This window comes from Asanoa ishikariensis (assembly GCF_900107455.1).
GTDB classification, from domain to species: Bacteria; Actinomycetota; Actinomycetes; order Mycobacteriales; family Micromonosporaceae; genus Asanoa; species Asanoa ishikariensis.
This window is the reverse complement of record NZ_FNQB01000001.1, coordinates 2,605,357-2,630,126: the sequence shown is the minus strand read 5'-3', so window position 1 is coordinate 2,630,126 and position 24,770 is coordinate 2,605,357. Positions and strand designations below refer to the sequence as shown.

At 71.3% G+C, this 24,770-nt stretch carries 27 protein-coding genes; 13 read left to right on the top strand and 14 right to left on the bottom strand.

All coding sequences use genetic code 11. The annotated features are described in order from the left end of the window. Positions 1-3 precede the first annotated feature (3 nt). The 3 genes from BLV39_RS12415 to BLV39_RS12405 all read right to left on the bottom strand — a co-directional run bounded on the left by BLV39_RS12415 (position 4) and on the right by BLV39_RS12405 (position 2,982). Complete coding sequence (locus BLV39_RS12415; RefSeq protein WP_090790368.1) at positions 4-1,263, bottom strand: M48 family metallopeptidase; 1,260 nt, start codon at positions 1,261-1,263, stop codon at positions 4-6. 36 nt (positions 1,264-1,299) lie between these two features. Beyond that, positions 1,300-1,533, bottom strand: a complete 234-nt coding sequence (locus BLV39_RS12410) for a hypothetical protein (protein WP_090790366.1) — start codon at positions 1,531-1,533, stop codon at positions 1,300-1,302. Positions 1,534-1,605: 72 nt separating this feature from the next. After that, entirely contained in the window at positions 1,606-2,982 is a 1,377-nt protein-coding gene (locus BLV39_RS12405; protein ID WP_090790364.1) for an NYN domain-containing protein, read from the bottom strand. 131 nt (positions 2,983-3,113) lie between these two features. Here BLV39_RS12405 and BLV39_RS12400 point away from each other — a divergent pair, with 131 nt between their 5' ends. From BLV39_RS12400 to BLV39_RS12370, 7 genes are all read left to right on the top strand, one after another. Continuing rightward, positions 3,114-4,823 (top strand): DEDD exonuclease domain-containing protein, encoded by a 1,710-nt coding sequence (locus BLV39_RS12400; protein WP_373315408.1) that lies wholly within the window; start codon positions 3,114-3,116, stop codon positions 4,821-4,823. 155 nt (positions 4,824-4,978) lie between these two features. Further along, entirely contained in the window at positions 4,979-6,760 is a 1,782-nt protein-coding gene (locus tag BLV39_RS12395) for a RelA/SpoT family protein (protein WP_090790358.1), read from the top strand. A 47-nt stretch (positions 6,761-6,807) separates the two neighbouring features. After that, positions 6,808-7,374 carry an NUDIX hydrolase gene (locus tag BLV39_RS12390; protein ID WP_090790356.1) on the top strand — a complete coding sequence of 189 codons (567 nt, stop codon included), beginning with the start codon at positions 6,808-6,810 and terminating at the stop codon, positions 7,372-7,374. Continuing rightward, positions 7,367-8,179: a nucleotidyltransferase family protein gene (locus BLV39_RS12385; protein ID WP_090790354.1), complete on the top strand. Its 813-nt coding sequence runs from the start codon at positions 7,367-7,369 to the stop codon at positions 8,177-8,179. The genes BLV39_RS12390 and BLV39_RS12385 overlap by 8 nt, the downstream gene beginning before the upstream one ends. A 33-nt stretch (positions 8,180-8,212) precedes the next feature. Beyond that, the gene (locus tag BLV39_RS12380; protein WP_090790352.1) at positions 8,213-8,500 is read left to right on the top strand and encodes an Lrp/AsnC family transcriptional regulator; all 288 of its coding nucleotides are present in this window, start codon (positions 8,213-8,215) and stop codon (positions 8,498-8,500) included. Further along, positions 8,487-9,332: an alpha/beta hydrolase family protein gene (locus BLV39_RS12375; RefSeq protein WP_239083924.1), complete on the top strand. Its 846-nt coding sequence runs from the start codon at positions 8,487-8,489 to the stop codon at positions 9,330-9,332. The genes BLV39_RS12380 and BLV39_RS12375 overlap by 14 nt, the downstream gene beginning before the upstream one ends. A 10-nt stretch (positions 9,333-9,342) precedes the next feature. After that, positions 9,343-9,777, top strand: coding sequence for a hypothetical protein (locus BLV39_RS12370; RefSeq protein WP_090790350.1), 435 nt, complete (start codon positions 9,343-9,345; stop codon positions 9,775-9,777). Positions 9,778-9,790: 13 nt separating this feature from the next. On the opposite strand, the gene BLV39_RS12365 is transcribed toward BLV39_RS12370, so the two are convergent. The 5 genes from BLV39_RS12365 to ctaE form a co-directional block, all read right to left on the bottom strand. Beyond that, a complete protein-coding gene (locus BLV39_RS12365; protein ID WP_090790348.1) occupies positions 9,791-9,976 on the bottom strand; it encodes a hypothetical protein in 186 nt (61 codons plus the stop codon). 167 nt (positions 9,977-10,143) lie between these two features. Continuing rightward, on the bottom strand, positions 10,144-11,748 hold the full coding sequence (qcrB, locus tag BLV39_RS12360) for a cytochrome bc1 complex cytochrome b subunit (protein ID WP_090790346.1): 1,605 nt from the start codon (positions 11,746-11,748) through the stop codon (positions 10,144-10,146). Next, entirely contained in the window at positions 11,745-12,881 is a 1,137-nt protein-coding gene (gene qcrA / locus BLV39_RS12355) for a cytochrome bc1 complex Rieske iron-sulfur subunit (RefSeq protein WP_090790343.1), read from the bottom strand. Before qcrA ends, qcrB begins: the two co-directional genes overlap by 4 nt. After that, positions 12,878-13,708, bottom strand: a complete 831-nt coding sequence (gene qcrC, locus BLV39_RS12350; RefSeq protein ID WP_090790341.1) for a cytochrome bc1 complex diheme cytochrome c subunit — start codon at positions 13,706-13,708, stop codon at positions 12,878-12,880. Before qcrC ends, qcrA begins: the two co-directional genes overlap by 4 nt. Before the next feature lie 73 nt (positions 13,709-13,781). Next, a complete protein-coding gene (ctaE, locus tag BLV39_RS12345) occupies positions 13,782-14,381 on the bottom strand; it encodes an aa3-type cytochrome oxidase subunit III (RefSeq protein WP_090790338.1) in 600 nt (199 codons plus the stop codon). Between the two features lie 103 nt (positions 14,382-14,484). Here ctaE and BLV39_RS12340 point away from each other — a divergent pair, with 103 nt between their 5' ends. From BLV39_RS12340 to trpD, 3 genes are read left to right on the top strand one after another with little or no spacing between them, the layout of a single operon-like run. Continuing rightward, entirely contained in the window at positions 14,485-15,411 is a 927-nt protein-coding gene (locus tag BLV39_RS12340) for a cytochrome c oxidase assembly protein (protein WP_090790336.1), read from the top strand. A gap of 18 nt (positions 15,412-15,429) precedes the next feature. Continuing rightward, entirely contained in the window at positions 15,430-15,846 is a 417-nt protein-coding gene (locus BLV39_RS12335) for a response regulator (protein ID WP_090790334.1), read from the top strand. Between the two features lie 47 nt (positions 15,847-15,893). Then, positions 15,894-16,955 carry an anthranilate phosphoribosyltransferase gene (trpD, locus tag BLV39_RS12330; protein WP_090790332.1) on the top strand — a complete coding sequence of 354 codons (1,062 nt, stop codon included), beginning with the start codon at positions 15,894-15,896 and terminating at the stop codon, positions 16,953-16,955. Positions 16,956-17,297: 342 nt separating this feature from the next. Here trpD and BLV39_RS12325 read toward each other — a convergent pair whose 3' ends face one another. Then, positions 17,298-17,723, bottom strand: coding sequence for a cytochrome c oxidase subunit 4 (locus tag BLV39_RS12325; RefSeq protein ID WP_090790330.1), 426 nt, complete (start codon positions 17,721-17,723; stop codon positions 17,298-17,300). Between the two features lie 10 nt (positions 17,724-17,733). Next, on the bottom strand, positions 17,734-18,648 hold the full coding sequence (gene ctaC / locus BLV39_RS12320; protein WP_239083925.1) for an aa3-type cytochrome oxidase subunit II: 915 nt from the start codon (positions 18,646-18,648) through the stop codon (positions 17,734-17,736). 121 nt (positions 18,649-18,769) lie between these two features. Here ctaC and BLV39_RS12315 point away from each other — a divergent pair, with 121 nt between their 5' ends. Together BLV39_RS12315 and BLV39_RS12310 are read left to right on the top strand one after the other, a co-directional pair. Then, positions 18,770-19,909, top strand: a complete 1,140-nt coding sequence (locus BLV39_RS12315) for a cysteine desulfurase family protein (RefSeq protein ID WP_090790325.1) — start codon at positions 18,770-18,772, stop codon at positions 19,907-19,909. Further along, positions 19,906-20,121 (top strand): sulfurtransferase TusA family protein, encoded by a 216-nt coding sequence (locus BLV39_RS12310; protein WP_090790324.1) that lies wholly within the window; start codon positions 19,906-19,908, stop codon positions 20,119-20,121. The genes BLV39_RS12315 and BLV39_RS12310 overlap by 4 nt, the downstream gene beginning before the upstream one ends. An 8-nt stretch (positions 20,122-20,129) precedes the next feature. Here BLV39_RS12310 and BLV39_RS12305 read toward each other — a convergent pair whose 3' ends face one another. The 4 genes from BLV39_RS12305 to BLV39_RS12290 all read right to left on the bottom strand — a co-directional run bounded on the left by BLV39_RS12305 (position 20,130) and on the right by BLV39_RS12290 (position 23,383). Beyond that, a complete protein-coding gene (locus BLV39_RS12305; protein WP_090790321.1) occupies positions 20,130-20,636 on the bottom strand; it encodes a P-loop nucleotide/nucleoside kinase family protein in 507 nt (168 codons plus the stop codon). After that, on the bottom strand, positions 20,633-21,610 hold the full coding sequence (locus BLV39_RS12300; RefSeq protein ID WP_090790319.1) for a carbohydrate kinase family protein: 978 nt from the start codon (positions 21,608-21,610) through the stop codon (positions 20,633-20,635). Before BLV39_RS12300 ends, BLV39_RS12305 begins: the two co-directional genes overlap by 4 nt. 130 nt (positions 21,611-21,740) lie before the next feature. Then, positions 21,741-22,106, bottom strand: coding sequence for an iron-sulfur cluster insertion protein ErpA (erpA, locus tag BLV39_RS12295; RefSeq protein ID WP_089251258.1), 366 nt, complete (start codon positions 22,104-22,106; stop codon positions 21,741-21,743). Between the two features lie 149 nt (positions 22,107-22,255). Next, complete coding sequence (locus tag BLV39_RS12290) at positions 22,256-23,383, bottom strand: glycerate kinase family protein (RefSeq protein ID WP_090790315.1); 1,128 nt, start codon at positions 23,381-23,383, stop codon at positions 22,256-22,258. A gap of 68 nt (positions 23,384-23,451) precedes the next feature. On the opposite strand from BLV39_RS12290, the gene nadA reads away from it, so the two are divergent. After that, positions 23,452-24,621 carry a quinolinate synthase NadA gene (nadA, locus tag BLV39_RS12285; RefSeq protein WP_090790313.1) on the top strand — a complete coding sequence of 390 codons (1,170 nt, stop codon included), beginning with the start codon at positions 23,452-23,454 and terminating at the stop codon, positions 24,619-24,621. Positions 24,622-24,770 lie beyond the last annotated feature (149 nt).

Below are 24,770 nucleotides of genomic sequence, written 5' to 3'. Positions count from 1 at the left end.
GGTCTAGGGCCTTTCGCCGCGGGCGTAGGCGCGGGCCGCGGCCATGCGCTCCACGGTGGATGGGTGGGACGCGCCGAACAGGTATTCCCAGCGCGGCGGGTCGGGGTCGCCGAGGTTGACCGACGACAGCCGGCTCTGCATCGCCTCGAAGGTGGCCGGATCGCTGGTCAGCGCGAGGGCGTGGGCGTCGGCCCGCGCCTCGACCCGGCGGGAGATCAGCGCCTGGGCCGGTGACGAGACCAGGCCGGCCACCGCGACCACCGCGACCAGCAGCGCGAACGCGGTGGGCGAGGCGATCGACGTCACCCCTGCGGCGCGCAGCAGGCCCGTCCAGCCGCCCAACAGGAACAGGGAGACCACCGCGAGCGCCGCGCCCAGTGCGCCGACCAGCGTGCCGGTGCGCACGTCGTTGTCCTTGGCGTGCCCTAGCTCGTGTGCCACCACGCTGACCACCTCGGCCGGCGGAGCCTCGCGCAGCAGGGTGTCGTAGACGACGATGCGCCGGGTCGGACCGAGGCCCGAGACGTATGCGTTGACCGCGCGGGTGCGGCGGGACGCGTCTGCGACCAGGACGTCGCGGACCGGGACGCCGTCGGTCTCGGCAAGCTGCATCAGCTCGGTGCGCAACGGGCCGGCGGCCATCGGAGTGAACTTGTTGAACACTGGCTCGACCAGCACCGGCAGCACGAACGAGAGCAGCACCGCCAGCGTCGCGGCGCCGGCCGCGCCCCAGGCCCACCACCAGCGGGGTGCGAAGTGGGTGATCGCGTAGAAGCCGAGCAGCGCCACCACGCCGATGACGGCGGACACGGCGTAGCCCTTGAGCAGGTCGACCGTCCAGCCACTCCAGCCCTGGGTGGACAGCCCGTAGCGCGACACCACCACGTGCCGCCAGGCCGCGAACGGCAGAGTGAGCAGGTCAGCGACCAGCAGCACGGCGAAGGCACCGAGGATGGCCTGGGCCACCCAGTGGTCACCGAACGGCCGGCCGACCGCCTCGATCAGCCGTGCGCCCAGCGGGGTCAGGCCGAGCACCAGCGCGACCGCCAAGCCGAGCAGCAGGCTCCCGTAGCCGGCCGGGCGCAGCGCCGAGTGGAAAGCCTTGCCCGCGGCGACCTGGTCGGCGGGCAGCGAACGCAGCGCCGCGACCTGGTCGGCCCGCGGCGCGGGCGGGCGGTGCCAGGGCACCAGCACGAGCACCGTCACCGCCAGGGCGACCGCGAGCACGCAGAAGGCGACCACCGCCCAGACCCTCGGCGTCACCAGGCACCTCCCGCGAGCATCGGATCATAGTAAAGGTCAGGCGACCCTGGACCCGGATCGCGAGCCAGGGCGGGGGCGCACCATCCGCAACGGGGCCGGCGGGGCGCTGACCACCTCGACCTCGAAGCCGGCCCGCGCGAACACCTCGATCGCGCGTAGGTCGGAGGCATCTAGGTCCTCGATCTCGGCGGGAGCGTCGAGCAGTGCGGTGACCAGGCATCCTCGGCACGCCGCACCGCGCACCGCGCAGGTTGAGCAGTCGATGAGCATCACAGGCTCCTGTCTAGGAAGACACCGTCTGTGATGTAGACGCTAGCGAGCGGGTCCGACAAAAATGCCGGGTCAGCTCCGGGACAACCGTCTGACCAGGGCATCCGCGCCCAAGGGGTAGGCGCCGTGGCGGCGTACCCCGTCGGCGACCTCACGGTCCGAACTCACCACCACCACCGGCCGCCCGGCCGGCTCGGCCCGGACCAGCCGGCGGATCAGCTCGTCGGCGGTCTCGCCCTTGCGGGAGAAAAGCACCCGGACACCACGCGGCGCCGGCGGCAGCCCGTGCACCCGCTCGGCGCCGTCGAAGACCACCGTCACTTCGTCGCCGGTCTGCGCCGCGATCCCGCCCAGGCCGGTGATCAGCCGCTTGCGCTGTTGCTCGAGCGACATCTCGCCGTACCCCCGTTTGGTGACGTTGTATCCGTCGACCACCAGATGGGCGCGGGGCAGGGCGAGTAGCTGGTCGAGGCGCGCGGGGTCGTCGGTGTCGAGCGCCCGGGCGGTGGAGGCGGGGGTGCCGGGCTGGTCGCCATAGGCCTCGGCGACATAGTCGGCCGGGCGCCGGTCGGTGGGCTCCAGAGCCAGCTCGCGGCGCAGCCCGACCGCGGCCTGCCCGATGGTCTCCAGCAGGAGCCACAGCCGCGCGTCGTCGACCGAGCGCGCCTCCTTGGCACTCTGGCGCGCGCTGCCGGCCACGGTCTCGGCCTCGGCCAGCCGGGCACGCACGCGGCGCAGCTCGGCGTCGTGGTCGGCGGCGGCGCGGGCGGCCCGCCCCTTCTCGGTGGCCAGCATCTCGGTCGCCTTGCGCTCGCGGGTCTGCAGCTCGCGCAGCGAACGCGCCTGCACCCGCAGCTCCTCGCGGAGCTGGCCGAGCTCGGCACTGACCCGGGACAGCTCGTCGCGGAGCTTGTCGGCCTCGCTGCGGGCCACGGCGCGGTCGTGCTCGGCGCGGGCGCTGCGCTGCTCGGCGTCGCGGACCAGGCCCGCTATGGCGGCGCTGTCGGCCTCGGCGCGAACGGCCTCGCCCGCCGCCTCGACCAGCTCGCGCCAGCCGGTCGGTCGGGCCAGATAAGCCAGTGCGGCGACCTCGACCGGGTCGGCGGCGGCGGGGCAGATGCCTTCCAGGACGGCCGCGCCCAGGTCACCGACCTCGGCGATCACCCGGGTGGAGATCCGCTGGCGGAAGAGCGAGTCGGCGGAGAGCTGCGCGGCGATCGCCGGACCACCCAGCCGGGCCCGCCGGTTGGGCGCGAACTTGGCCACCCGGCGCAGCGGCACGGGCTGCTCGTCGAAGGGCAACCCGGGCAGGGCGGATGCGGCCAGCGCGACCACGCGCTGGCGGACCGGCTCGGGCAGGAGAGGCTCGGCTTCCGGCTCCGGACCGGCGGACGACGGCGGGACCGCTTCCTCGGGAAGGCGGCCGTCGCGCGGTTCGGGCTCGGACATGGAGCAAGTCTCCCACCGACCGCCACTCCGGCGCCCGTCGATGTAGTCGATCTTTTCTCAACGGGTACGACACAACGCCTGGGACCCGTGCGACAGAAGTGTCGTACCACCGTTCTAACGTCCTGCCCGTGGTGGAACCGCTCTTCGTCCAGGGCACGCTCGACGGCGTGCTGACCGCTGCCGCGACCAGCCTGCGCGACACGACCTTCGTGGTGGTCGACCTCGAGACCACCGGCGGCGCGCCCGACGGCGGCGGGATCACCGAGATCGGCGCGGTCAAGGTGCGCGGGGGCGACGAGCTGGGCGTGCTGGCGACGCTGATCAACCCGGGCCAGCCGATCCCGCCGTTCATCACGGTGCTGACCGGCATCACCGAGGCGATGGTGCTTCCGGCGCCGCGGATCGAAGAGGTGCTGCCGCCGTTCCTCGAGTTCATCGCGGGCGCCGTGCTGGTGGCCCACAACGCGCCCTACGACGTCGGCTTCCTCAAGGCCGCGTGCGCCAAGTTCGGCTACACTTGGCCCAACCCGCGGGTCCTCGACACCGCCGCGCTGGCCCGCCGGGTCCTGATCCGCGACGAGGTGCCCAACCGCAAGCTGGGCACGCTGGCCGCGCACTTCCGCACCGCCCGCCAGCCCACCCACCGGGCGCTCGACGACGCGCTGGCCACCGTCGACGTGCTGCACGCCATGATCGGCCGGCTGGGCAGCCACAACGTCACCACGGTCGGCGACGCGATCGAGTTCCAGAAGGCGGTCACCCCGACGCAGCGGCGCAAGCGGCACCTGGCCGAGGGCCTGCCGCACGGGCCGGGGGTCTACATCTTCCGCGCCGCCGACGACCGCCCGCTCTACGTCGGCACGTCGGTCGACATCGCGACCCGGGTACGCAGCTACTTCACGGCGGCCGAGAAGCGCGCCCGGATCTCCGAGATGCTCAATGCCGCCGAGCGGGTCGACGCCGTCGAGTGCGCGCACGGGCTGGAGGCCGAGATCCGCGAGCTACGGCTGATCGCGGCACACGCCCCTCCCTACAACCGCCGCTCGAAGTTCCCGGAGCGGGTGGTCTGGCTCAAGCTCACCGACGAGCCCTACCCGCGGCTGTCGGTGGTGCGGGCGCTGGCCGAGGGCGACACCGCCTACCTCGGGCCCTTCACCTCCAAGCGCGCCGCCGACCTGGCCGCGGCGGCGGTGCACGACGCAATCCCGCTCCGGCAGTGCACGCTGCGCCTCTCGGCGAAGACCACGACGCCCGCCTGCGCGCTGGCTGAGCTGGGCAAATGCGCGGCGCCGTGCGAGCACAAGATCAGCACCGAGGCGTACGAGGAAGCCGCGGCCGCGCCCTTCCGCTCGGCGACCACCGGCGATCCGAGGGCGGTCGTCGAGGCGCTGCTGAGCCGCATCTCGGCGCTCTCCGAGGCACAGCGCTACGAAGACGCGGCGGTGATCCGCGGCCGGCTGGCCGCGGTCCTACGGGCGGCCGTCCGGATGCAGCGGCTCCTCGGCCTGACCGCGATCACCGAGCTCGTCGCGGCGCGGCGGGCCGGCGACGGCGGTTGGGAGCTGGCGATCGTGCGGCAGGGCCGGCTGGCGGCGGCCGGCAACTCACCGCCCCGGGTGCATCCACGCGCGACGATCGAGATGCTCCGCGCGACGGCCGAGACCGTGCTGCCCGGCCACGGCCCGGTGCCGAGCGCGACCGCCGAGGAGACCGAGCGAATTTTGTCCTGGTTGGAGAAACCCGACACCCGACTGGTGGAGGCGTCCACCGGCTGGGCGTCGCCCGTCCGTGGAGCAGCCCGCTACCGGGAGTTGCTCCGAAAGGCGGAAGCCCTGGCCTAAGTCGCAGACTCACCCGTTCGCACAGAAGCAACTGACCATTTGGACTACGGTGCGTGACTTACTCTGGTAGAGAAATGCACTCGTGACTGTCTCGCCCGATTTCCCGGGCGAAGGCACGATTCGCGGGTGCTGGCCTCGTCAGGAGGTGTGCGGGCGTGGATGTCGACGCCGGTCACGGCGCCGCGCTGGGTCGTGTGGTGCCTGTCCAGTCCAGCGACCTGCCCATCTCCCGCCGGCTACGGACGTTCCTGTCCTGGCCCACATCCGACGACGACCCGGTCGGGCGGCTGGTCCGCAGCCACCGCGAGGTGCACGCGGGCGACGCCGGTGTGCTCCGCCGGGCCTACGGCATCGCCGAGAGCATGCACCGCGGCCAGTTCCGCAAGAGCGGCGAGCCGTTCATCACGCATCCGCTCGCGGTCGCGCAGATCCTGGCCGAGCTGGGCATGGACACCACCACGCTGGTCGCGGCGCTGTTGCACGACACGGTCGAAGACACCCGCTACACGCTCCAGGCGCTCGACGGCGACTTCGGTCCCGAGGTGGCCCACCTGGTCGACGGTGTGACCAAGTTCGACAAGGCGTTCTACGGCAAGGCGGCCGAGGCCGAGACGATCCGCAAGATGCTGGTCGCCGCCGGCAAGGACGTCCGGGTGCTGATCATCAAGCTGGCCGACCGGCTGCACAACATGCGCACCCTCGACGCCCGCTCCCCCGCCTCGCGGGCCCGGATAGCCAAGGCGACCCTCGACGTGCTGGTGCCGCTCTGCGACCGGCTCGGCATCCAGCTCCTCAAGCGCGAGCTCGACGACGTCGTGCTCTTCCACCTCGAGCCCGACGGCTACGCCTCGGTCGACGAGCACGTGCAGGCGCGCACCGGCTGGGACGAATACGTCACCGAGGTCGCGCTGCGCGCCAAGACCACGTTGCGCCGAGGCCGGGTCACCGCGACCGTCTCGGCCCGGCCCCGGCACTACTACTCGATCTGGAAGGACACGGTCGAGGCCGGCTACGCCGTGCCACACGACCTGCCCCGGATCGCGGTCGTCGTCGACGGCAACGACACCGACTGCTATGCCGCGCTGGGCGCGATCCACGGCTGTTGGCGGCCGGTACCAGGCCGGTTCAAGGACTTCATCGCGTCACCGAAGAACAACCTCTACCGCTCGCTGCACACCACCGTGATCGGCCCGGACGACCGCTCGGTCGAGGTGCTGATCCGCACCGAGGCGATGCACCAACTCGCGGAATATGGCATCGCCGCGCACTTCCGCTACCCGAAGACACCGGCCGCGATGGCCGAGTCCCGGGTCGAGCAGCTGACCTGGCTGCGCCGGGTGCTCAACTGGGAGCAGGCCACCTCCGACGCCGCGCAGTTCCTCGAGTCGCTGCGCTGCGACCTCGCCGAGTCGCAGATCCAGGTGTTCGCCGAGAGCAAGCAGATCGTCCTGCCGTCCGGTTCGACCCCGGTCGACCTGGCCTACGAGCTGGGCACCGAGCGCGGCGACCACTGCCTGGCCGCGACCATCAACGGCCGCCTGGCGCCCCTGTCCTCGGAGCTCAACGACGGCGACGTCGTCGAGATCTTCACCGAGGCCGACTCGACCGAGAGCACCGCGGTGTCGGCCGGCCCCCGCAAGGAGTGGCTGGGCTTCGTCAAGTCGCCGCAGGCCCAGATGCAGATCAACCGCTGGTTCGCCGACCACGACGAGCCCGGCATCAGCATCCCCGACAAGGTCCGGCTCGGCCGAGCCACGGTCGGCCTGGCCCTGCGCCGCCACGACCGCGGCCTGGCCAACGACCAGCCGCTGCGGCAGCTCGCCGACGAGCTGGGCTACCCCGACCTGGAGACCCTCCTGGTCGCCGTCTTCGACCGCGCCATCACACCGGAGTCCGTGGTCGACCGCCTGGTCGCCCTCGTGGACCGCCGGGAATAGCACCGACCCGCCCGGGTGACCTAGCTCGCTGCCTTTAGCCTTGCTCTGTGGATCCCCGCCGCCGCGCGCTGCGCGCTCTCGTCTACGGAGTCTTCTACCGGCTTCCGCATCCGGTGCGCAGGCGAATCGTGCGGACGTTCGTGCCCAAGTACATCGTCGGCGGCGTGACCCTGGTCCGCGACTCTGAAGCACCGGCGCCGGGGCGGTTGCTGCTGCTGCGCCAGCCACCCGGTAAGGGTTGGGGGCTGCCGGCCGGGCTGCTTCGCCGCGGTGAGGCGCCGATCGTGGGCGCGGCGCGGGAGCTGGCCGAGGAGTCCGGCATCACTGTGGACCCCCGGGAGCTGACGCCGGCCGTGCCCAACGCGGTCGTACACGCCAAGGGTTGGGTCGACATGGTCTTCGAGCTGTCCGTGCCGGCGTCGACCACGACGCTGGAGGTCGACGGCGCCGAGGTCTACGAGGCCGCCTTCTTCCCGATCGACGACCTGCCCCGGCTGACCCTGTCGACCGCGCGCCTGCTCGCTTATTACGGCATCGGCCCGCTGGTCGCGCCGGACGACCCGACCAGCATGGCGCGGCCCGCCGCACCCGACGCCGCGCACCACGATGGGTGACCTCTGCGCGGTCGTGCTGGCGGCCGGCGAGGGGCGACGGCTGCGCCCGCTAACCGACACGGTGCCCAAGGCGCTCTGCCCGGTCGGCAACGTACCCCTGCTCGATCTTGCCCTGGCCCGCGTCGCCGGGTTCGGGCTGAGCGGATCGGCCGACGTCGCCGTCAACGCCAGCTACCTCGGCGGCCAGGTGGTCGCGCACACCGGCGACCGGGCCCACCTGTCGGTCGAGCCCGACCACCCGCTGGGCACCTCCGGCGGACTGGGCAACCTGCGCGACTGGATCGGCGGCCGCGGGGTGCTGGTCGGCAACGCCGACGCCTATCTCGCCGGCGGCGACCCACGCGATCTCCTGGAGGGCTGGGACGGCGAGACCGTCCGGCTGCTCGGCCAGCCGGTCAGCGAAACCCGGCCGGGCCTGTTCAGCGGGCACCGGTTCGTCGGCCTCTCGCTGCTGCCCTGGCGCCGCGTGCGCGACCTCGACGCCACCCCGACCGAGCTCGTCCACACGGTCTGGCGACCGGCCGAGGCCGACGGTGAGCTCGAGGTGGTCCCCTTCGACGGGGTCTTCTTCGACACGGGTACGCCGCGCGACTACCTGGCCGCCAACCTGCACGCCGCGGGCGGCGGCAACCTGGTCGCCGGCACCGTCACCGGGCGCTGCGTGCGGTCCGTCGTCGGACCGGGCGCCACCGTGGCCGGCGACGTCACCGACAGCGTCGTCTGGCCGGGCGCGGTCGTCGCGGCGGGCGAACGGCTCGACCACGTGATCCGGGCGGGCCGGCAGTTGACCGTGCCGGGCCGATAGCATGCCTCCAGGCACGACGAGAGGAGCCCATCGGTGATCACCGCGATCGTCCTGATCGACTGCGCCGCCGACTCGATCCCCGAGGTGGCCGAGAAGCTGGCCGACATCAACGGCGTCAGCGAGGTCTACTCCGTCGCGGGCGGCGTCGACCTGATCGCGATCGTCCGGGTCCGCGAGTTCGACCAGATCGCCGACGTGATCGCGGGCGGCATCTCCAAGGTCGACGGTGTGATCAGCACCGACACCCACATCGCGTTCCGGGCCTACTCGCAGCACGACCTCGAAGAGGCGTTCGCGATCGGTCTCCGTGAGTCCGACTGACCCGGAGTTCCTCGACCGCGGGTCCGATCGGCTCGCGCTGCACCACTACCCCTCGCCCTCGCCGACCGCGCCGGTCGCCGTGGTGCTGCCCGCGATGGGTGCCGCCGCGCGCTTCTACCGGCCCTTGGCGGAGTCCCTGGTTGCCGCGGGCTTCGCGGTGGTGGTCGCCGACCTACGCGGCACCGGCGACAGCAGGCCGCGGGCCGGGCGCTCGTCCCGCTACGGCTACGCCGACCTGGCCGACGACGTCGGCGCCGTGCTCGCCGAGCTCAAGGCCGACGACCGCCGGGTCCTGCTGATCGGGCATTCGCTCGGCGGTCAGGCCGGGCTGCTGCACCTCGCGACCACGCCGGACGCACCGGTCGACGGGATCGCCCTGGTGGCGGCCGCGGTGCCCTACTGGCGGGCGTACCCGAGACACGGCCTGGTCATCTGGGCGTCCACGCAGGCGATCGGGGCGGTCTCGACGGTCCTCCGCTTCTGGCCCGGCTGGACGTTCGGCGGCCGGCAGGCCCGCCGGGTGATGACCGACTGGGCGCGGACCGCGCGCACGGGCCGGTTCCCGGGCGCCGACGCCGCCGTGGCCGATGTGACCACGCCGGTGCTCGCGATCAGCATCGACGGCGACATCTACACGCCGCACGAGGCCGTCGACCACACGGCCGCCAAGCTGCGCCGGGCGCCGGTCCGGCGCGAGCGCATCGCGCGGGTCAAGGCGGAGGGGCGGCCGGCCCATTTCTCGTGGGTACGCGCGCCCGAGCCCGTCACCGCCCTGATCCAGGACTGGTTCGCCGGCCTGAACGGGTCGGACGCCGCAGAGAAGATCACCTAGTCTGCTCGGCATGACGGTGTTGGACGACATGTCGGAGTCGAGCCTGGACCTGCTCTTCGCCGCCCTGGACTACGCGCTGGAGAACGCCGCGATCGCCCCCGAAGGCTTCGTGCCGTTCGCGTTCCTCGACCGGGCCGACGGCAGTCGCGACCTGACCCGTTTCGTGGCGGACGGCGACCTGACCGACAGCGTCAACGCCGGCCGGGCGGCACTGGCCACTGTGCCGGCCGGCACTACGGCGGTCGCCCTGGCCTGGGACGGCTACCTGACGGTCGACGGCAACCGCAGCGAGGCGGTGTTCGTCGAGGCACACCAGGTCGGCCTGGCCAAGAGCGCGCTGCTCAGCCAGCGCTACGCCCGAACCGACGACACCGTCGAGCCGATGGGCAACCCCGCGCTGCAGGGAGAGACCGACCCGCTGGCCCGGACGGCCACACCGACCTAAGCAGCCACCCGGCCTAGGCCGCGCTGCGTTGCACCGGTGCTACGCCGCCCTTGCGGCTGTAGCGCAGCCAGACCGTGATCGGGGCGACGACCACGGCGGCGCCGCAGCCTTCGCACATCAGCTCCGGGCTGTCGGTCGGGTGACCGAACGGCAGCGCTGTGCCACACACGGAGCAGGTGAGTTCCTCTTCGCCACGCATGGCGTCTCCTTTCGAAGAGCGGAACCCGAACGCGAGTGGCCGTCATCACCACTCACGGGCCACGCTGCCACGCTCCGTGGTCGCACCGTGGGAAGTGGGTCGGCGTGTCGCCGCACACGCGAAGGGCGAGGATCCCAGCGGGATCCTCGCCCTTCGCCAAGCCAACCTCAGTGCTTGGACTCGATCTCGCGCCGTTCGGGCGCCGCCTCGACCGGCGGGTGGCCGGGTGAGACCGGAGCCTCGGCGGGGCGTTCGAGCGGCCGGAAGAAGCCCTTGAGCGCCGGGCCGAGCGCGCCCAGGCGGTTCATCTTCTTCGGGACGACCCAGCCGGCGTAAGGAAGCGCCTCGTGGTCGTGGCCCAGCGGCTGGTGGACCTCGTAGAAGCGGCCGTCCGGCGAGCGCCGGATGATGCCGGTCTCGACGCCGTGTGCCAGCACCTCGCGGTCGTGCTGCTGGAGGCCCAGGCAGATCCGGTAGGCCACCCAGTAGGCCAGCGGCGGCAGGATCAGCAAGCCGATCCGGCCGGCCCAGGTCATCGCGTTCAGGCTGATGTTGAACTTGTCGGCGATCACGTCGTTGCCGCCGGACAGGGTCAGCACCAGGAAGAACGCCACCGCCATGGCGCCGAGTGCGGTGCGCTGGGGCACGTCACGCGGGCGCTGCAGCAGGTTGTGGATCTTGTTGTCCTTGTTGAGCCGCGCCTCGATGAACGGATACGCCAGCGGCAGCGTGGTCAGGATGCCGGGCAGCACCACCGTCGGCCAGAAGATCGGCGGGATGACGTACCCGTTGCCTATGCCGATGTTTATCTGCCAGGCGGGCATCAACCGGGTCGAGCCGTCGAGGAACATGACGTACCAGTCAGGCTGCGACGCCGCCGACACGACACCGGCCTCGTACGGGCCGAACAGCCAGATCGGGTTGATCTGGAGCACACCGGCGAGCACCGCGATCACGCCGGCGACGGCCATGAAGAAGCCGGCCTGCTTGATCGTGTAGCGGGGGAAGAACCGCTCGCCGACCACGTTGGTGTTGGTCCGGCCGGGGCCGGGCCACTGGGTGTGCTTCTGTTTGAACACCAGCGCGAGGTGCACGGATATCAGTGCGACCAGCAACGCCGGGATCAGCAGCACGTGTGCGATGAAGAACCGGCTGATGATGATGTCGCCCGGGAACTCGCCGTTGAAGATCGACGAGGTGAGCCACGTGCCGATCACCGGGATGGACAGCATGATCGCCGAGGCGATCCGCAGGCCCGTGCCGGAGAGCGCGTCGTCCGGGAGCGAGTAGCCGGTGAAGCCGGCGAGGAAGCCGATCCAGAACAGCAGCGAACCGATGATCCAGTTGACCTCACGCGGCTTGCGGTACGCACCCGTGAAGAAGATGCGCAGCATGTGCACGATGATCGCGGCCATGAAGACCAGCGCCGACCAGTGGTGCATCTGGCGCATGACCAGACCACCGCGGACGTCGAACGACAGGTCCAGCGACGAGGCGTACGCCGCCGACATGTGCACACCCCGCAGCGGGGTGTAGCTGCCGTCGTACGTGACCTCCTTGAGCGAAGGCTCGAAGAAGAGGGTCAGGAACGTGCCGGTCAGCAGCAGGACGATGAACGAGAACAGCGCGATCTCGCCCAGCAGGAACGACCAGTGGTCGGGGAAGACCTTGTTGATGATGCTGCGCAGCGGGGTGGCTACGCCGAGCCGGTCCTCGACCTCGTTGCCCGCCTTGGCCGGCAGGGTCTTCAGGTCAATCTTTCGGCGCTTCACGGCCGCTCCCAGAAGTCAGGGCCGACGGTGGCCTGGTAGTCCGACCTCGCCACGAAGTATCCCTCGTCATCGACGTCCAGCGGAAGCTGCGGCAGGCTGCGGCTCGCAGGGCCGAAGACGGGCTTGGCGTTGTCGGTGATGAGGAACTGCGACTGGTGGCAGGGGCAGAGCAGCCGGTTGGTCTGCTGCTCGTAGAGGCTCGCCGGGCAGCCCGCGTGCGTGCAGATCTTCGAGTACGCGATGTAGTCGCCGTACATGAAGTCGCCGCGGTCGAACTTGTCGTGCCCGGTGCCCTTGACGTTGTTGGCTCGCGACACGGCCGCGTCGTCGGGCCGCAGGTGGATCAGCAGCGTCGGTGAGTCGGCGTGCACGTTGGTGGCGCCCTCGGGGATGCCGGGGAAGACCGTCATCTGGCCGCCGGCGCTCACGTCGGCGGGCCGGATCGGGGTGCCGTCGTCGCGCGTCAGCCGGACCAGCCGGGTGCTGCCGTCGGGCTCCTTGATCGGCGCCCAGCCGGTGACGAACATCTGGTTGTCGGCGTGCGGGTTCTTGATCAACCCACCGATCAGCGGTGCCGCCACGACCGCGGCCACCGGGGCGAGCCCGGCCGCGGCCGCGAGGCCGAGCAGTGGCCGGCGCTTCACGCCGAGCTCCTCGACCATGTAGGCCAGGGTCTGGCCGACCGCCCGGCGGTCGCCCTCGGGCGCCCCGCCGTCGTGCCGGTCCTGGATCGAGACCTCCTTGGGCAGCAGCTTCTTGCCCCAGGTGAGGATCGCGAAGGCGAGGAACAGCAGCGCCAGGCCGAGCGTGATGCCGAGCAGCGGCGTGTAGTACTTCATCATCACGTCGCCCTGCTTGTAGCGCCAGGGCCAGACGATGTAGAGCACGATGAACGCCGTCGAGAACAGCCCGACGAGCAGGAACATGAACGAGACGTTGCGGGACATCCGCTTCTCGAGCCGCGAACCCCGCTCGGGGAACTGCGGCTCGTAGTGCACGATGTCGACGCCGTCCTGGCGGGCGGCGGCCTTGACCTTCTCGAACCGGGTCGTACGCGGGTCGTCGTAGTCGATCTCCTCCGGAACGGACGACCCGTGGCCGTTGCCGTTGCCTCCGGTGGTCTGGACGGTCATGACTTCCCCGCAATCCACAGTGCCGTGAAGATCAGCGCGGTGATGCCCACGACGAAGACCGCGAGGCCTTCGGTCGTCGGGCCGAGCCGGCCGAGGTTGAAGCCGCCCGGGTCGCGGTCCTTCAGCGTCTCCTGGATGTACGCGATCACGTCGCGCTTCTGGTCCGGGGTGAGCTGGTTGTCACCGAACACGGGCATGTTCTGCGGGCCGGAGAGCATCGCGGCCCAGATGACCCGGTCGTCGGTGTCGCTGATCCGCGGCGCGAACTTGCCCGAGGACAGCGCGCCGCCGCCACCGCCGAAGGCGTGGCAGGACGAGCAGTTGAGGCGGAAGATCTGACCTCCCGCGGCGATGTCGCCGCCCGAGTGCAGGTCGTTGCCCTCCGGTAGCTGCGGGCCACCGCCGAGCTCCTGCACGTACTGCGCGAGCTGGCGGGTCTGCTCCTCGTTGAAGACGGGGGGCTTCTCCAGCGCCTGCGCGCCCTGCGAGCCGAGCGGCATGCGGCCGGTGCTGACCTGGAACTCGACCGAGGCGCCGCCGACGCCGATCAGGCTCGGGCCGCGACCCTCGATGCCCTGGCCGTTCATGCCGTGGCAGCTGATGCAGCTCGTGTCGAAGAGCGCCTTGCCCTCCATGGCGGCCGGGGACAGCGGTGCGTCCTGGGCGGAGATGGCCGGCGCGAACGCCGTGTAGAGGCCACCGGCGAAGACGAGGGCCGCGATCAGCCGGAGCGCCGAAGCGGCTCGGCGACGGGCCCGGCTCCGCGGCACGGCGCGCCTCCTGCGCATCCGGGCGAGCAGACCGCCGGACCGGTGCGGAGATGTCATCAGGCTTTGTCCTTCACGGGTGTGCGACCTTGTCCCTGGGACGGCGCTGGGGTCGGAAACGTGACGCTCATGATCACTGGAGACCGTAGATCATGAGGAAGAGGCCGATCCACACGACGTCGACGAAATGCCAGTAGTACGACACGACGATCGCCGTCGTCGCCTGCGCCGGGGTGAAGCGCCCCATCGTCGTCCGGATCATGTAGATGATGAAGGCGAGGAGACCGCCGGCCACGTGCAGGCCGTGGAAGCCGGTGGTCAGGTAGAACATGGAGCCGTAGCCGTCCGTGTTGATCTTGATGCCCTCGCCGACCAGCGTGTGGTACTCGAAGAGCTGGCCGCACAGGAACGTCAGACCCATGAAGAACGTCAGCGTGAACCACTGCCGCAGCTTGTAGACGTCGCCCCGCTCGGCGGCGAACACGCCCATCTGGCAGGTGATCGACGAGAGCACCAGGATGACCGTGAACGTCGTCGCGTACGGGATGTTGAGCTCTGGCGTGTGTTCCGCCCAGAGCTCAGGCGCCGCAGCGCGAATCGAGAAGTACATCGCGAACAAAGCCGCGAAGAACATCAGTTCACTGGAGAGCCAGACGATCGTTCCCACCGAGACCATGTTTGGTCTCGTCAGGGAATGGATCCGGCTCTTGTCGATCGCTGGGGCCGCAGTCACGCGGTCATTATTGCGCTCCACGAGCGAAGACGATCGCGGGGGTGCATCCGCCGCGCCGTGGCCCGGCAAATGCCACCAACCTACCCGGTACTAACCTGGCTGCGTGGTCCTGGCAGAAGCGACGCCCCCGCCGTTCACCATCGCGTCGGTGTTCACCGAGATCCGGCTCAACAGCTGGTTGTCGGTCCTACTGGTCGTGGCGGCGGGGCTGTACCTGTACGGCGTGCACCGGCTCCGCCTGCGCGGCGACCGGTGGCCGGTCTCCCGCACGGTGTTCTTCCTGTTCCCGGGCCTCGGCGGTATCGCCTCGGTTACGGTCAGTGGCCTGCACGCGTACGACACGACGTTGCTCTCGGTCCACATGGTGCAACACATGGTGTTGTCCATGGTCGCGCCGATCTTCCTCGCGCTCGGCGCGCCGATGACGTTGGCCCTGCGTGTGCTGCACGGCGCGCCCCGGCGCCGGCTGCTCGCGGTCGTGCACAGCCACGTGGCGAAGGTGCTCACCTTCCCGCTCGTGGCGTTCGGCCTGTTCGTGGCCACCCCGTTCGCGCTCTACTTCACCGGGCTCTACGAGCAGACGCTCCGGCACGAGTGGCTGCACGAGCTCACCCACGCGCACTTCATCCTGGTCGGCTGCCTGTTCTTCTGGCCGCTGCTCGGCCTCGACCCGCTGCCCGGCCGCTGGCCGTACCCGGCCCGCGCCCTGCTGATGCTGCTGTCCGTGCCGTTCCACACGGTGCTCGGGCTGACCATCATGCAGAGCACGACGCTGCTCGGCGGCGACTGGTACCCGTCGCTCCACCTGGCCTGGGCCAACCCGTTCGACGACCAGCGGGCCGCCGGCGGCATCCTCTGGGCGGGCGGCGAGTTCGTCAGTGTGACGATGATCGCGGTGCTGGTGGTGCAGTGGATCCGCGCCTCCGAGCGGGAGGCCCGCCGGATCGACCGCGAGCTGGACCGGCAGGAGGCCCGGGAGCGGGCTCAAGATCAAAACGATGCGGCGGTACGATCTGCGGCGCACGACTAACCACGTGGGAGCCTTTCGATGACCGACCGCACGTACACCGTCCTGCTCTACAGCGACGACCCGAAGGTGCGCGACCGGATGCGCCTGGCCGTGGGCACCCGGCCGGCGGCTGACCTGCGGGTCGAGTTCGTCGAGGCCGACGACTACGACGCCTGCGTACGCCTGGTCGACGACTACGAGATCGACCTGATGCTGCTCGACGGCGAGGCGACCCCGGCCGGTGGCCTGGGCCTGGCCCGGCAGATCAAGGACGACCGCCCCAACGCCTCGCCGCCGGTCTGCCTGGTGCTGGCCCGGGCCGCCGACCGCTGGCTGGCCGCCTACGCGCAGGTCGAGGGCACCCTGATGTTCCCGCTCGACCCGATCGAGACCGGCCGCACCGTCGCGGCCATGCTCCGCACGTACGCCGCCGGCGGGCCGGTCACCACCGCCTGACGGGCACCACTCCCCCAATACCTCCGGCCCGACACGGGAGGCCCGGCATGGGCGATCGGACCTGGCCCAACCTGCTCGCCGCGCTGCTGCGCGACGAGGACCTCGCCACCCCTGACACGGCGTGGGCGATGGGCGAGATCATGGCCGGCTCGGCCACCCCCGCCCAGATCGCCGCGTTCATGATGGCGCTGCGGGCCAAGGGCGAGACCCCGGCGGAGCTCGGCGGCCTCGTCGAGGCGATGCTCACGGCCGCGGTCACGGTCGACCTGCCGGAGTCGGTCCGGGCCGACGCCGTCGACGTGGTCGGCACGGGCGGCGACCGGGCACACACGGTCAACATCTCGACCATGGCGGCGATGGTGGTGGCCGCCTGCGGAGTGCGGGTGGTCAAGCACGGCAACCGCGCGGCGTCGTCGCTGTGCGGCACCGCGGACCTGCTGGAGCACTTCGGCATCCCGCTGGAGCTCGGCCCGGCCGGGGTCGCCCGCACGGTGGCCGAGGCGGGCATCGGCTTCTGCTTCGCGGCCCGGTTCCACCCGGGCATGCGGCACGCCGGCCCGACCCGGCGCGAGATCGGCGTGCCGACCGCGTTCAACTTCCTCGGCCCGCTGAGCAACCCGGCGCGCCCCCGCTCCGGCCTGGTCGGCTGCTTCGACGAGCGGATGGCCCCGGTGATGGCCGCGGTGTTCGCCGGCCGCGGCGACTCGGTGCTCGTGGTCCGCGGCGAGGACGGCCTCGACGAGATCAGCACCGCCGCGCCGACCCGGGTCTGGCTGGCCCACGACGGCGCGGTCCGCGAGACCCGCCTCGACACGGTCGACCTGGGCCTCCCCCGCTCCGCACCGGGCGACCTACGCGGCGGCGACGCGGCCTTCAACGCCGACGCCGCCCGCCGGGTGATGGCCGGCGAGCCCGGCCCGGTCCGCGACGCCACCCTGGTCAACGCGGCAGCGGCTCTGGTCGCCCACGCCGGCGGCGCCGACGACCTGCTGCCGGCCCTGGGCGTGGCGCTGGAGCGCGCGGCCGCCGCCGTCGACAGCGGCGCCGCAGCGGCCCTCCTGGACCGCTGGGTCGAGGTCGCCCAGGCAGCCAAGGCCGACGGCCTGTAACCCCTTCCCGTGCGAGAGGCCGCCCCACGGGGCGGCCTTCTGCTTTTGCACCCACCCACATCGGCGCAGCCAGCCACCCACTCACGTCGGCGGAGCGACCCACCCGGCGGCCGGCACGCCGCCGAAAGCCCCTCTGGTGGCAGATCTAGGTAAAGGGATGCTGCGGGAGCAGCAGCCGTTTACCTAGATCTCGGAAGCGCGACCCAGCGCGGACCTGGCAGCGGAGCGAAGCGGAGCGGTCTCCGGCGGGAGCGACGGTCGGGACCAACGCGGACCCGGGAAAGGCGAAAGGCCGACCCGGAATCCGGGCCGGCCTTTCAACCAAGGACTTCGACTAATGAGCTAGTGCTCCGCGGTGCGGCGGGTTCCGGTGTAGTACTCGAAGATCAGGCCGCAGGCCGTGAGGATCACGCAGATCAGGCCGATGGCCAGCAGCCAGACCTGCCAGAACACCAGGCCGAGGCCCGCGATCGTGGCGGCCAGGGCGATGCCGAACGGCCAGTAGCTGCCCGGGCTGAAGAAGCCGATCTCGCCGGCGCCGTCAGCGATCTCGCCGTCGGAGCGGTCTTCCGGGCGCGGCTCGATGCGCCGGCTGACGAACCAGAAGAAGCCGCCGCACATCGTCGTGAGCAGGAAGCTCAGTGCGAGCGCGACCGTGCCGACCCAGTCGATGCCCTGGGTCTGCGCGTTGGTCCAGAAGGCGTAGACGAACGTCGCGACGAACAGGAAGGCGGAGATGACGCTGAACAGTTTCCACTCGGTGCGCATGGCCGGCCTCTCAGTTGCCCGTGCCGGCGGCGGTGCCGCCCGGGTTGAAGTTCGAAAGGTCACGTCGCGTCGGGAACGGTGACGTGGTCGACGCCAGCGGGTCCTCACCGATCGTCTCGAGCGCCTGCTGCGTGGTCTGCCCGCCCTGCTTCGCGGCGAGGAACTGGTCGTACTTGTCGCCCGAGACGGCGCGCAGCTCGAAGTTCATCATCGAGTGGTACGTGCCGCACAGTTCCGCGCAGCGGCCGACGTACGCGCCCTCCTGGTCGATGGTGACCTCGAAGACGTTGCGCACGTTGCCCGGGAAGACGTCGCGCTTGAACAGCAGCTCCGGCACCCAGAACGAGTGGATGACGTCGCGGCTGGTCTCCTCGAACCGGATCGTGCGGCCGGTCGGCAGCACCAGGATCGGGATGATCTCGGTGGTGCCCAGGGTGGACGTGACCGTCTCACCCACCTTGCCGTTCTCGGTCGGGCCGGACTGGTAGTTGAACTGCCAGTTCCACTTGAACGCCTCGACCTCGACGGTCACGGCCGGGTTGGCGGTGGTCTTGTTCACGTCGGTCTGCACGATCGCCGTGTAGTAGAAGAGCACCGAGACCACGAGCACCGGCGCGATGGTGTAGAGGAACTCCATCGGCATGTTGAACCGGGTCTGCACCGGAAGCTTGTCGCCCCGCTTGCGATAGCGGATGACGCACCAGAAGATCAGGCCCCAGACGAACACGCCGACGATCAGGGCGGCGACGGTCGACCCGATCCAGAGGTCGTACATCCGCTTGGACTGCTCGGTGATGCCGTTCTGCGGCCACCCGAAGCCGTCGACGTGACTGCCGACGTCACAACCGGAGAGCAGCAACAGCAGCGCACCGCCGACGCCGACACCGGCCAACCGGACGGCCGTCGACCGCGCTTTCGAACGCACTGCGGACACGTTGTGGTCCTGCCCCTCTCGCACCTGCCGTCACCGACGGTCGCACATTACTCGACCAAGGTCGTCACACCGCTCCGGGGGTCGGCGCGCCGTCCGGGGATAACGTTTGATCGTGGGGGTTTCAGAAGCCTATTTCGACACCGCGAGCGCGGCTCCGCTGCACCCGGCGGCCAGGCAGGCGTTAGCCGCGGCGCTGGACGACGGCTGGGCCGATCCGGCTCGGCTCTACTCACGAGCGCGGCGGGCCCGACAGCTCCTGGACGCGGCTCGCGGCGCGACGGCCGAGGTGCTCGGGGTGCGTCCGGACGAGCTGTCGTTCACGTCGGGCGGCACCGCCGCGGCGCACACGGCAGTGCTCGGCGGGCTCGCCGGCCGGGAACGCGTCGGCCGCGGGTTCGTGCACTCGGCGATCGAGCACTCGGCGGTGCTGCACGCGGCGGAACGGCACGCCGCGGCCGGTGGCACGGTGCGTGAGGTGGGTGTGGACCGGCTCGGCCGGGTCGACCTGGCGGCGTTCGCGGACGCCGTCGCCGAGCCGGGCACCGCGTTGGCCGCGCTGATCAGCGCGAGCCACGAGGTCGGCACGGTGCAGCCGGTCGAAGCGGCGGCCGAGGCCTGCGCGGAGCACGGCGTGCCGCTCTATGTGGACGCGGCGCAGTCGGTCGGACGCGTGCCGTTGCCGTTCGGTTGGTCACTGCTGAGCGCCAGTGCGCACAAATGGGGCGGACCGCCCGGCGTCGGACTGTTGGTGGTGCGCAAGGGCACCCGGTTCGTGCCGCCCGGCCCTTCCGAGGAGCGCACCGACCGTTCCACCGACCTGCCGGCGATCGTGGCGGCCGCGGCGTCCCTTCGGGCGGCCCACGCGGAGGCCGCGGCGCTCGCCGAACGGCATCGCGTGCTGGTCGACCGGATCCGCGCGACGGTCGCCGCGACCGTGCCCGACGTCGAGGTGGTCGGCGACCCGGACGACCGGCTGCCGCACCTGGTGACGTTCTCGTGCCTCTACGTCGACGGCGAGGCGCTGCTGCACGCGCTGGACCGGCGCGGGTTCGCGGTGTCGTCCGGCTCGTCGTGCACCTCGTCGACGCTGACCCCGAGCCACGTGCTGGTCGCGATGGGCGTGCTGTCGCACGGCAACGTGCGGGTCTCGCTGCACCGCGACAGCACCGAGGCCGACGTCGACCGGTTCCTGGCGGAGCTTCCCGGCATCGTGGCCGACCTGCGCGCCGAGGCCGGAGTGGTGGACCTATGACCGAGGTGCTCGACTGCCGGGGCCAGCGCTGCCCGTTGCCGGTGATCGCGCTGGCCCGCCGCCTCCCGGACCTGCCGGTCGGCGCGACGCTGCGGGTGCTGGCCGACGACCCGGCCGCGGCGACCGACATCCCGGCCTGGTGCCGGATGCGCGGCCAGCAGTACCTGGGCTCGCCGTCACCGCACGCGTTCGACGTGCGGCGCGACGTCTAGGGCGTGTCCTAGTCCTCGATCCAGGAGAGGGTGCCGGGCAGCGGGTCGCCGGCGATCGACGTGTCGACGACCAGGCGGCGGCCGATGTACGGCTCGTACTCGGCCATCCGCAACACCGTCTGCTCCCAGGTCGGGTTGCCGTCGGGTGCGGCGGCGTGGCGCGTCTCGACGCGACGCCGGTGCTCGGTCATGTCGCCGCACCAGACCTCGACGACGCGCAGCGCCGCCCCGCGGCGTTCGCAGAGTGCCGGCCAGGTCGCCCGGGCGGCGGCGACCGCGTTGACGGCGTCGACCACGACGGTCAGCCCCATCGCGAGCTGGGCCTCGGCCAGGGCGGCGACCACGTCGTACGCGGTGACGCCCGGCGCGGTCTCGACGACCTCGTGCGCGCGCAGCACCCGGTCGACGTGGTCGACCGTGAGCACGGGTGCGGCCAGCGCCGTACCCACCCGGGCGGCCAGGGTGCTCTTGCCGACCCCGGGCAGGCCGGCGAAGACGACCAGGCGGGGAGTCACCCCTTCAGATGCGGCCGCACCTCGTCGGCCGCTTCCTGCCCGTACGAGTCACCGAGCCGCTTGAGGAACGTGTCGGCGCGCAGGTCGTACTCCTGGCCGCCGGCGCCCTCGAGGACCAGCCCGGCGAGCAGCGAGCCGATCTGCGCGGAGCGCTCGAGGTCGAGGCCCCAGGACAGGCCGGCGAAGAAGCCGGCGCGGAAGCCGTCGCCGACGCCGGTCGGGTCGATCGGCTGCACGTCGCGGGCGATCGGCACGTGGATCCGCTCGATGTCCTTGCCGGTGATCTCGACGCCGTTCTTGCCCAGCGTGGTGACCCGCACCGCGACGCGGTCGAGCACCTCGGCGTCGGACAGGCCGGTCTTGCTCTCCAGCAGCGACTTCTCGTAGTCGTTGGTGAGCAGGTAGGCGGCGCCGTCGATGAGCGAGATGATGTCCTCGCCGCCCATCCGGGCGAGCTGCTGGGACGGGTCGGCCGCGAAGCGGTAGCCGCGGTCCCGGCACTCCTGCGAGTGGCGCACCATGCCCTGCGGGTCGTCGGCGCTGATCAGCACCAGGTCGAAGCCGCCCACCCGGTCGTTGGCCGGGGCGATCTCGATGTTGCGGGCCTCGCTCATCGCACCCGCGTAGAACGAGGCGATCTGGCACATGTCCTCGTCGGTGGTGCAGACGAAGCGCGCGGTGTGCAGCACCTCGGAGACGTGCACCGAGTCGCAGTCGACGCCGTGGCGCTCCAGCCAGGCCCGGTAGTCGTCGAAGTCCGTGCCGACGGCGCCGATCAGCACCGGTCGCAGCCCGAGCCGGGCCATTCCGAAGGCGATGTTGGCGGCCACCCCGCCGCGCCGGACCACCAGGTCGTCGATCAGGAACGAGAGCGACACCTTGTGGAGCTGGTCGGCGATCAGCTGGTCGGCGAACCGACCGGGGAAGTGCATCAGGTGGTCGGTGGCGATCGAGCCGCTAACGGCGATCTTCATTTCGGCCCTCGGGGGTCGGTGGACAGATGGGCATCGGGCTGCGGTGCGCGGGGTAGCTTACCGGCCGGTCAGACACAACGAACGGGACCGCCGGAGGAGGCGGCCCCGTTCGTCGACGGTGTTGGTGCGGCTAGTGGAACGAGTCGCCGCAGGCGCACGAGTTCTGCGCGTTGGGGTTGTCGATCGTGAAGCCCTGAGCGTCGATCCGGTCCGCGAAGTCGATCGTGGCGCCGGTGAGGTAAGGCGCGCTCATCCGGTCGATGACGACCTCGACGCCACCGAACGCGTTGACGATGTCGCCGTCGAGCGAGCGCTCGTCGAAGAAGAGCTGGTAACGCAGGCCCGAGCAGCCACCCGGCTGGACGGCCACGCGGAGCCGCAGGTCGTCGCGGCCTTCCTGCTCGATCAGGGCCTTCACCTTCACCGCCGCGACGTCGGTGAGGACAACGGTCGTAGCCGCGGTCTCGGCCGACCCGGTCTGCGCTGAAGTGGTCACGTGGGATCTCCCTGCTCGCTGCGATCGCCGGTCCCTGAAGACCAACGTGGTCTCTCGGGCCAACGCTAGCCCGTCGGCCGGGCATTCCCCATCAGGGTCGCCGCCAAATTCTACCCTTGTCGCCGTTGCCGGGCCTGGTGAGGCGAATGTCACTGGCGTGACCACTGCCCCGCGAGTCGGGTAGCGAGTTCGCGCAGTCCAGCAGCCGGGCGGGTCATGGCCTGGGCCTCGTCGCCGAAGTGATCTACGAGGCTGTAGGTCTCGGTCACACCGGCGTTGGCGGCCTCCCGGCGGCCCGTGCTGACCCGGCCGGCCAGCACCACGCAGGGCACGCCCCGGTCCCGGGCGCCGCCGGCCACCCCGGCCACCACCTTGCCGCGCAGCGACTGGTGGTCGAACGAGCCCTCCCCCGTGATCACCAGGTCAGCGGCGTCGAGGGCCGCTTCCAGCCCGATCATCCGGGTGACGAGGCCGATGCCCGATTCGCAGCGCCCGCCGAGCGCGAGGACGGCCGCGCCGAGGCCACCGGCGGCACCGGCACCGGGGAGCGCCGCGAGGTCCGGGGGGCAGTTCGGAAGATCCTTCACGAGTACGCCGGCGAAGCGCTCCAGCGCCGCGTCCAGCAGCAGGACGTCGGCGCGGTCGGCGCCCTTCTGCGGGCCGTAGACGTTGGAGGCGCCGTGCAGGCCGGTCAGCGGGTTGTCGACGTCGGTGGCCGCGACCAGCGTCGCGCCGCGGGTCATCGGCAGGCCGCCGAGCCCGCCCACGTGGGCCAGCGCGGCACCGCCGTAGGGCAGCGCGGCGCCGTGTTCGTCCAGCGGTGCGGCACCCAGCGCGGCCAGCATGCCGGCGCCGGCGTCGTTGGTCGCCGAGCCGCCGAGGCCGATCACCACGGTGCGGGCGCCGGCCTCGACGGCGGCGAGGATCAGCACGCCCAGCCCGTACGACGTGGTCGCCTTGGGGTCCCGTTCGTCGCTTTTCAGCAGGTGCAGGCCGCAGGCCTGGGCGCTCTCCACGTACGCGGTCGCCCGGTCCGGGCTCAACAGCACCTCGGCGTCGACCGGACGGCCCAGCGGGTCGGTCGTGCGCACGGGGATCCTGGCGCCACCCACGGGTGCGGCGAGCACCTCGACGAAGCCCGGACCGCCGTCCGAGAGCGGCCGCAGGGTGAGCTCGTCGCCCGGCGCGTGCTCCCGCCACCCGTCGGCGACCGCCTGGGCCGCCTCGGGCGCCGAGATCGTGCCGGCGAATTTGTCGGGGCAGACCAGAATCCGCATAGCGGCAGTGTGACAGCCCACAGTCACCAGGCCGCTGGGGGCGGGCGTGACGGTGGGAAGATTGATCGGTGACGTCGACCTGGACCGAACCCACCAACACGGCGACCGCCCTGCTGCTGCTCGGGCGTGGCGCCGACCCGTCGTCCGAGAAAGGTGTCGACTGCCCGGGTGACCTGCCCGCGCCGAGCGACCCCGATCTCGTGGCCCGAGCCACCGCCGCGAAGGCCAAACTCGGCTCGAAGGTGTTCGTGCTCGGCCACCACTACCAGCGCGACGAGGTCATCCAGTTCGCCGACGTGACCGGTGACTCGTTCAAGCTGGCGCGCGAGGCCGCGGCCCGCCCCGACGCCGAATACATCGTGTTCTGCGGCGTGCACTTCATGGCCGAGTCCGCAGACATCCTCACCACCGACGCGCAGAAGGTCGTGCTCCCCGACCTCGCCGCGGGCTGCTCGATGGCCGACATGGCGCAGCTCCAGCAGGTCGAGGCGGCCTGGGACGCGCTCGTCGACGCCGGTGTCGCCGACTCGACCGTCCCGGTCACCTACATGAACTCCTCGGCCGACATCAAGGGCTTCGTCGGCCGACACGGCGGCGTGGTCTGCACGTCGTCCAACGCCAAGGCGGCGCTGACCTGGGCGTTCGAGCGGGGCCAGCGGGTGCTCTTCCTGCCCGACCAGCACCTCGGCCGCAACACCGCCGTGCTGGAGATGGGCTTCGATGCCGACGACTGCCTGCTCTACGACCCGCACAAGCCCAACGGCGGCCTGACCCAGGCGCAGCTCGGCGAGGCGAAGATGCTGCTCTGGCGCGGGCACTGCTCGGTGCACGGCCGGTTCACCAAGTCGGCCGTCGACGAGGTGCGGATGCGGGTGCCGGGCGTCAACGTGCTGGTCCACCCCGAGTGCCGCTACGACGTGGTGACCGCCGCTGACTACGTCGGTTCCACCGAATACATCATCAAGGCCATCGAGAACGCGCCGGCCGGCTCCGCGTGGGCCATCGGCACCGAGCTCAACCTGGTCCGGCGGCTGGGCCTGGCCCACCCCGACAAGCAGGTCATGTTCCTCGACCGGCAGGTCTGCTACTGCTCGACGATGAACCGGATCGACCTGCCGCACCTGGTGTGGGCGCTGGAGGAGTTGGCGGAGGGGCGGCTGGTGAATCAGATCACGGTCGATCCGAAGACCGCGCTCGAGGCGCGATCCGCATTGGACCAGATGCTCGCCCTGCCGTGAGGCCGGCGCCGCCCGGGCTGACCGGGCGGCCGTAACTGATCGTGGCGGCCGACGTTACCGGGTGCCACAGTCGTCCTGATTTCGTGCCAGACAACCCGGTGTGTGTGGCCCCAGGCCCATCACCGAGCGCTATGCTGCCCGGGCGCCAC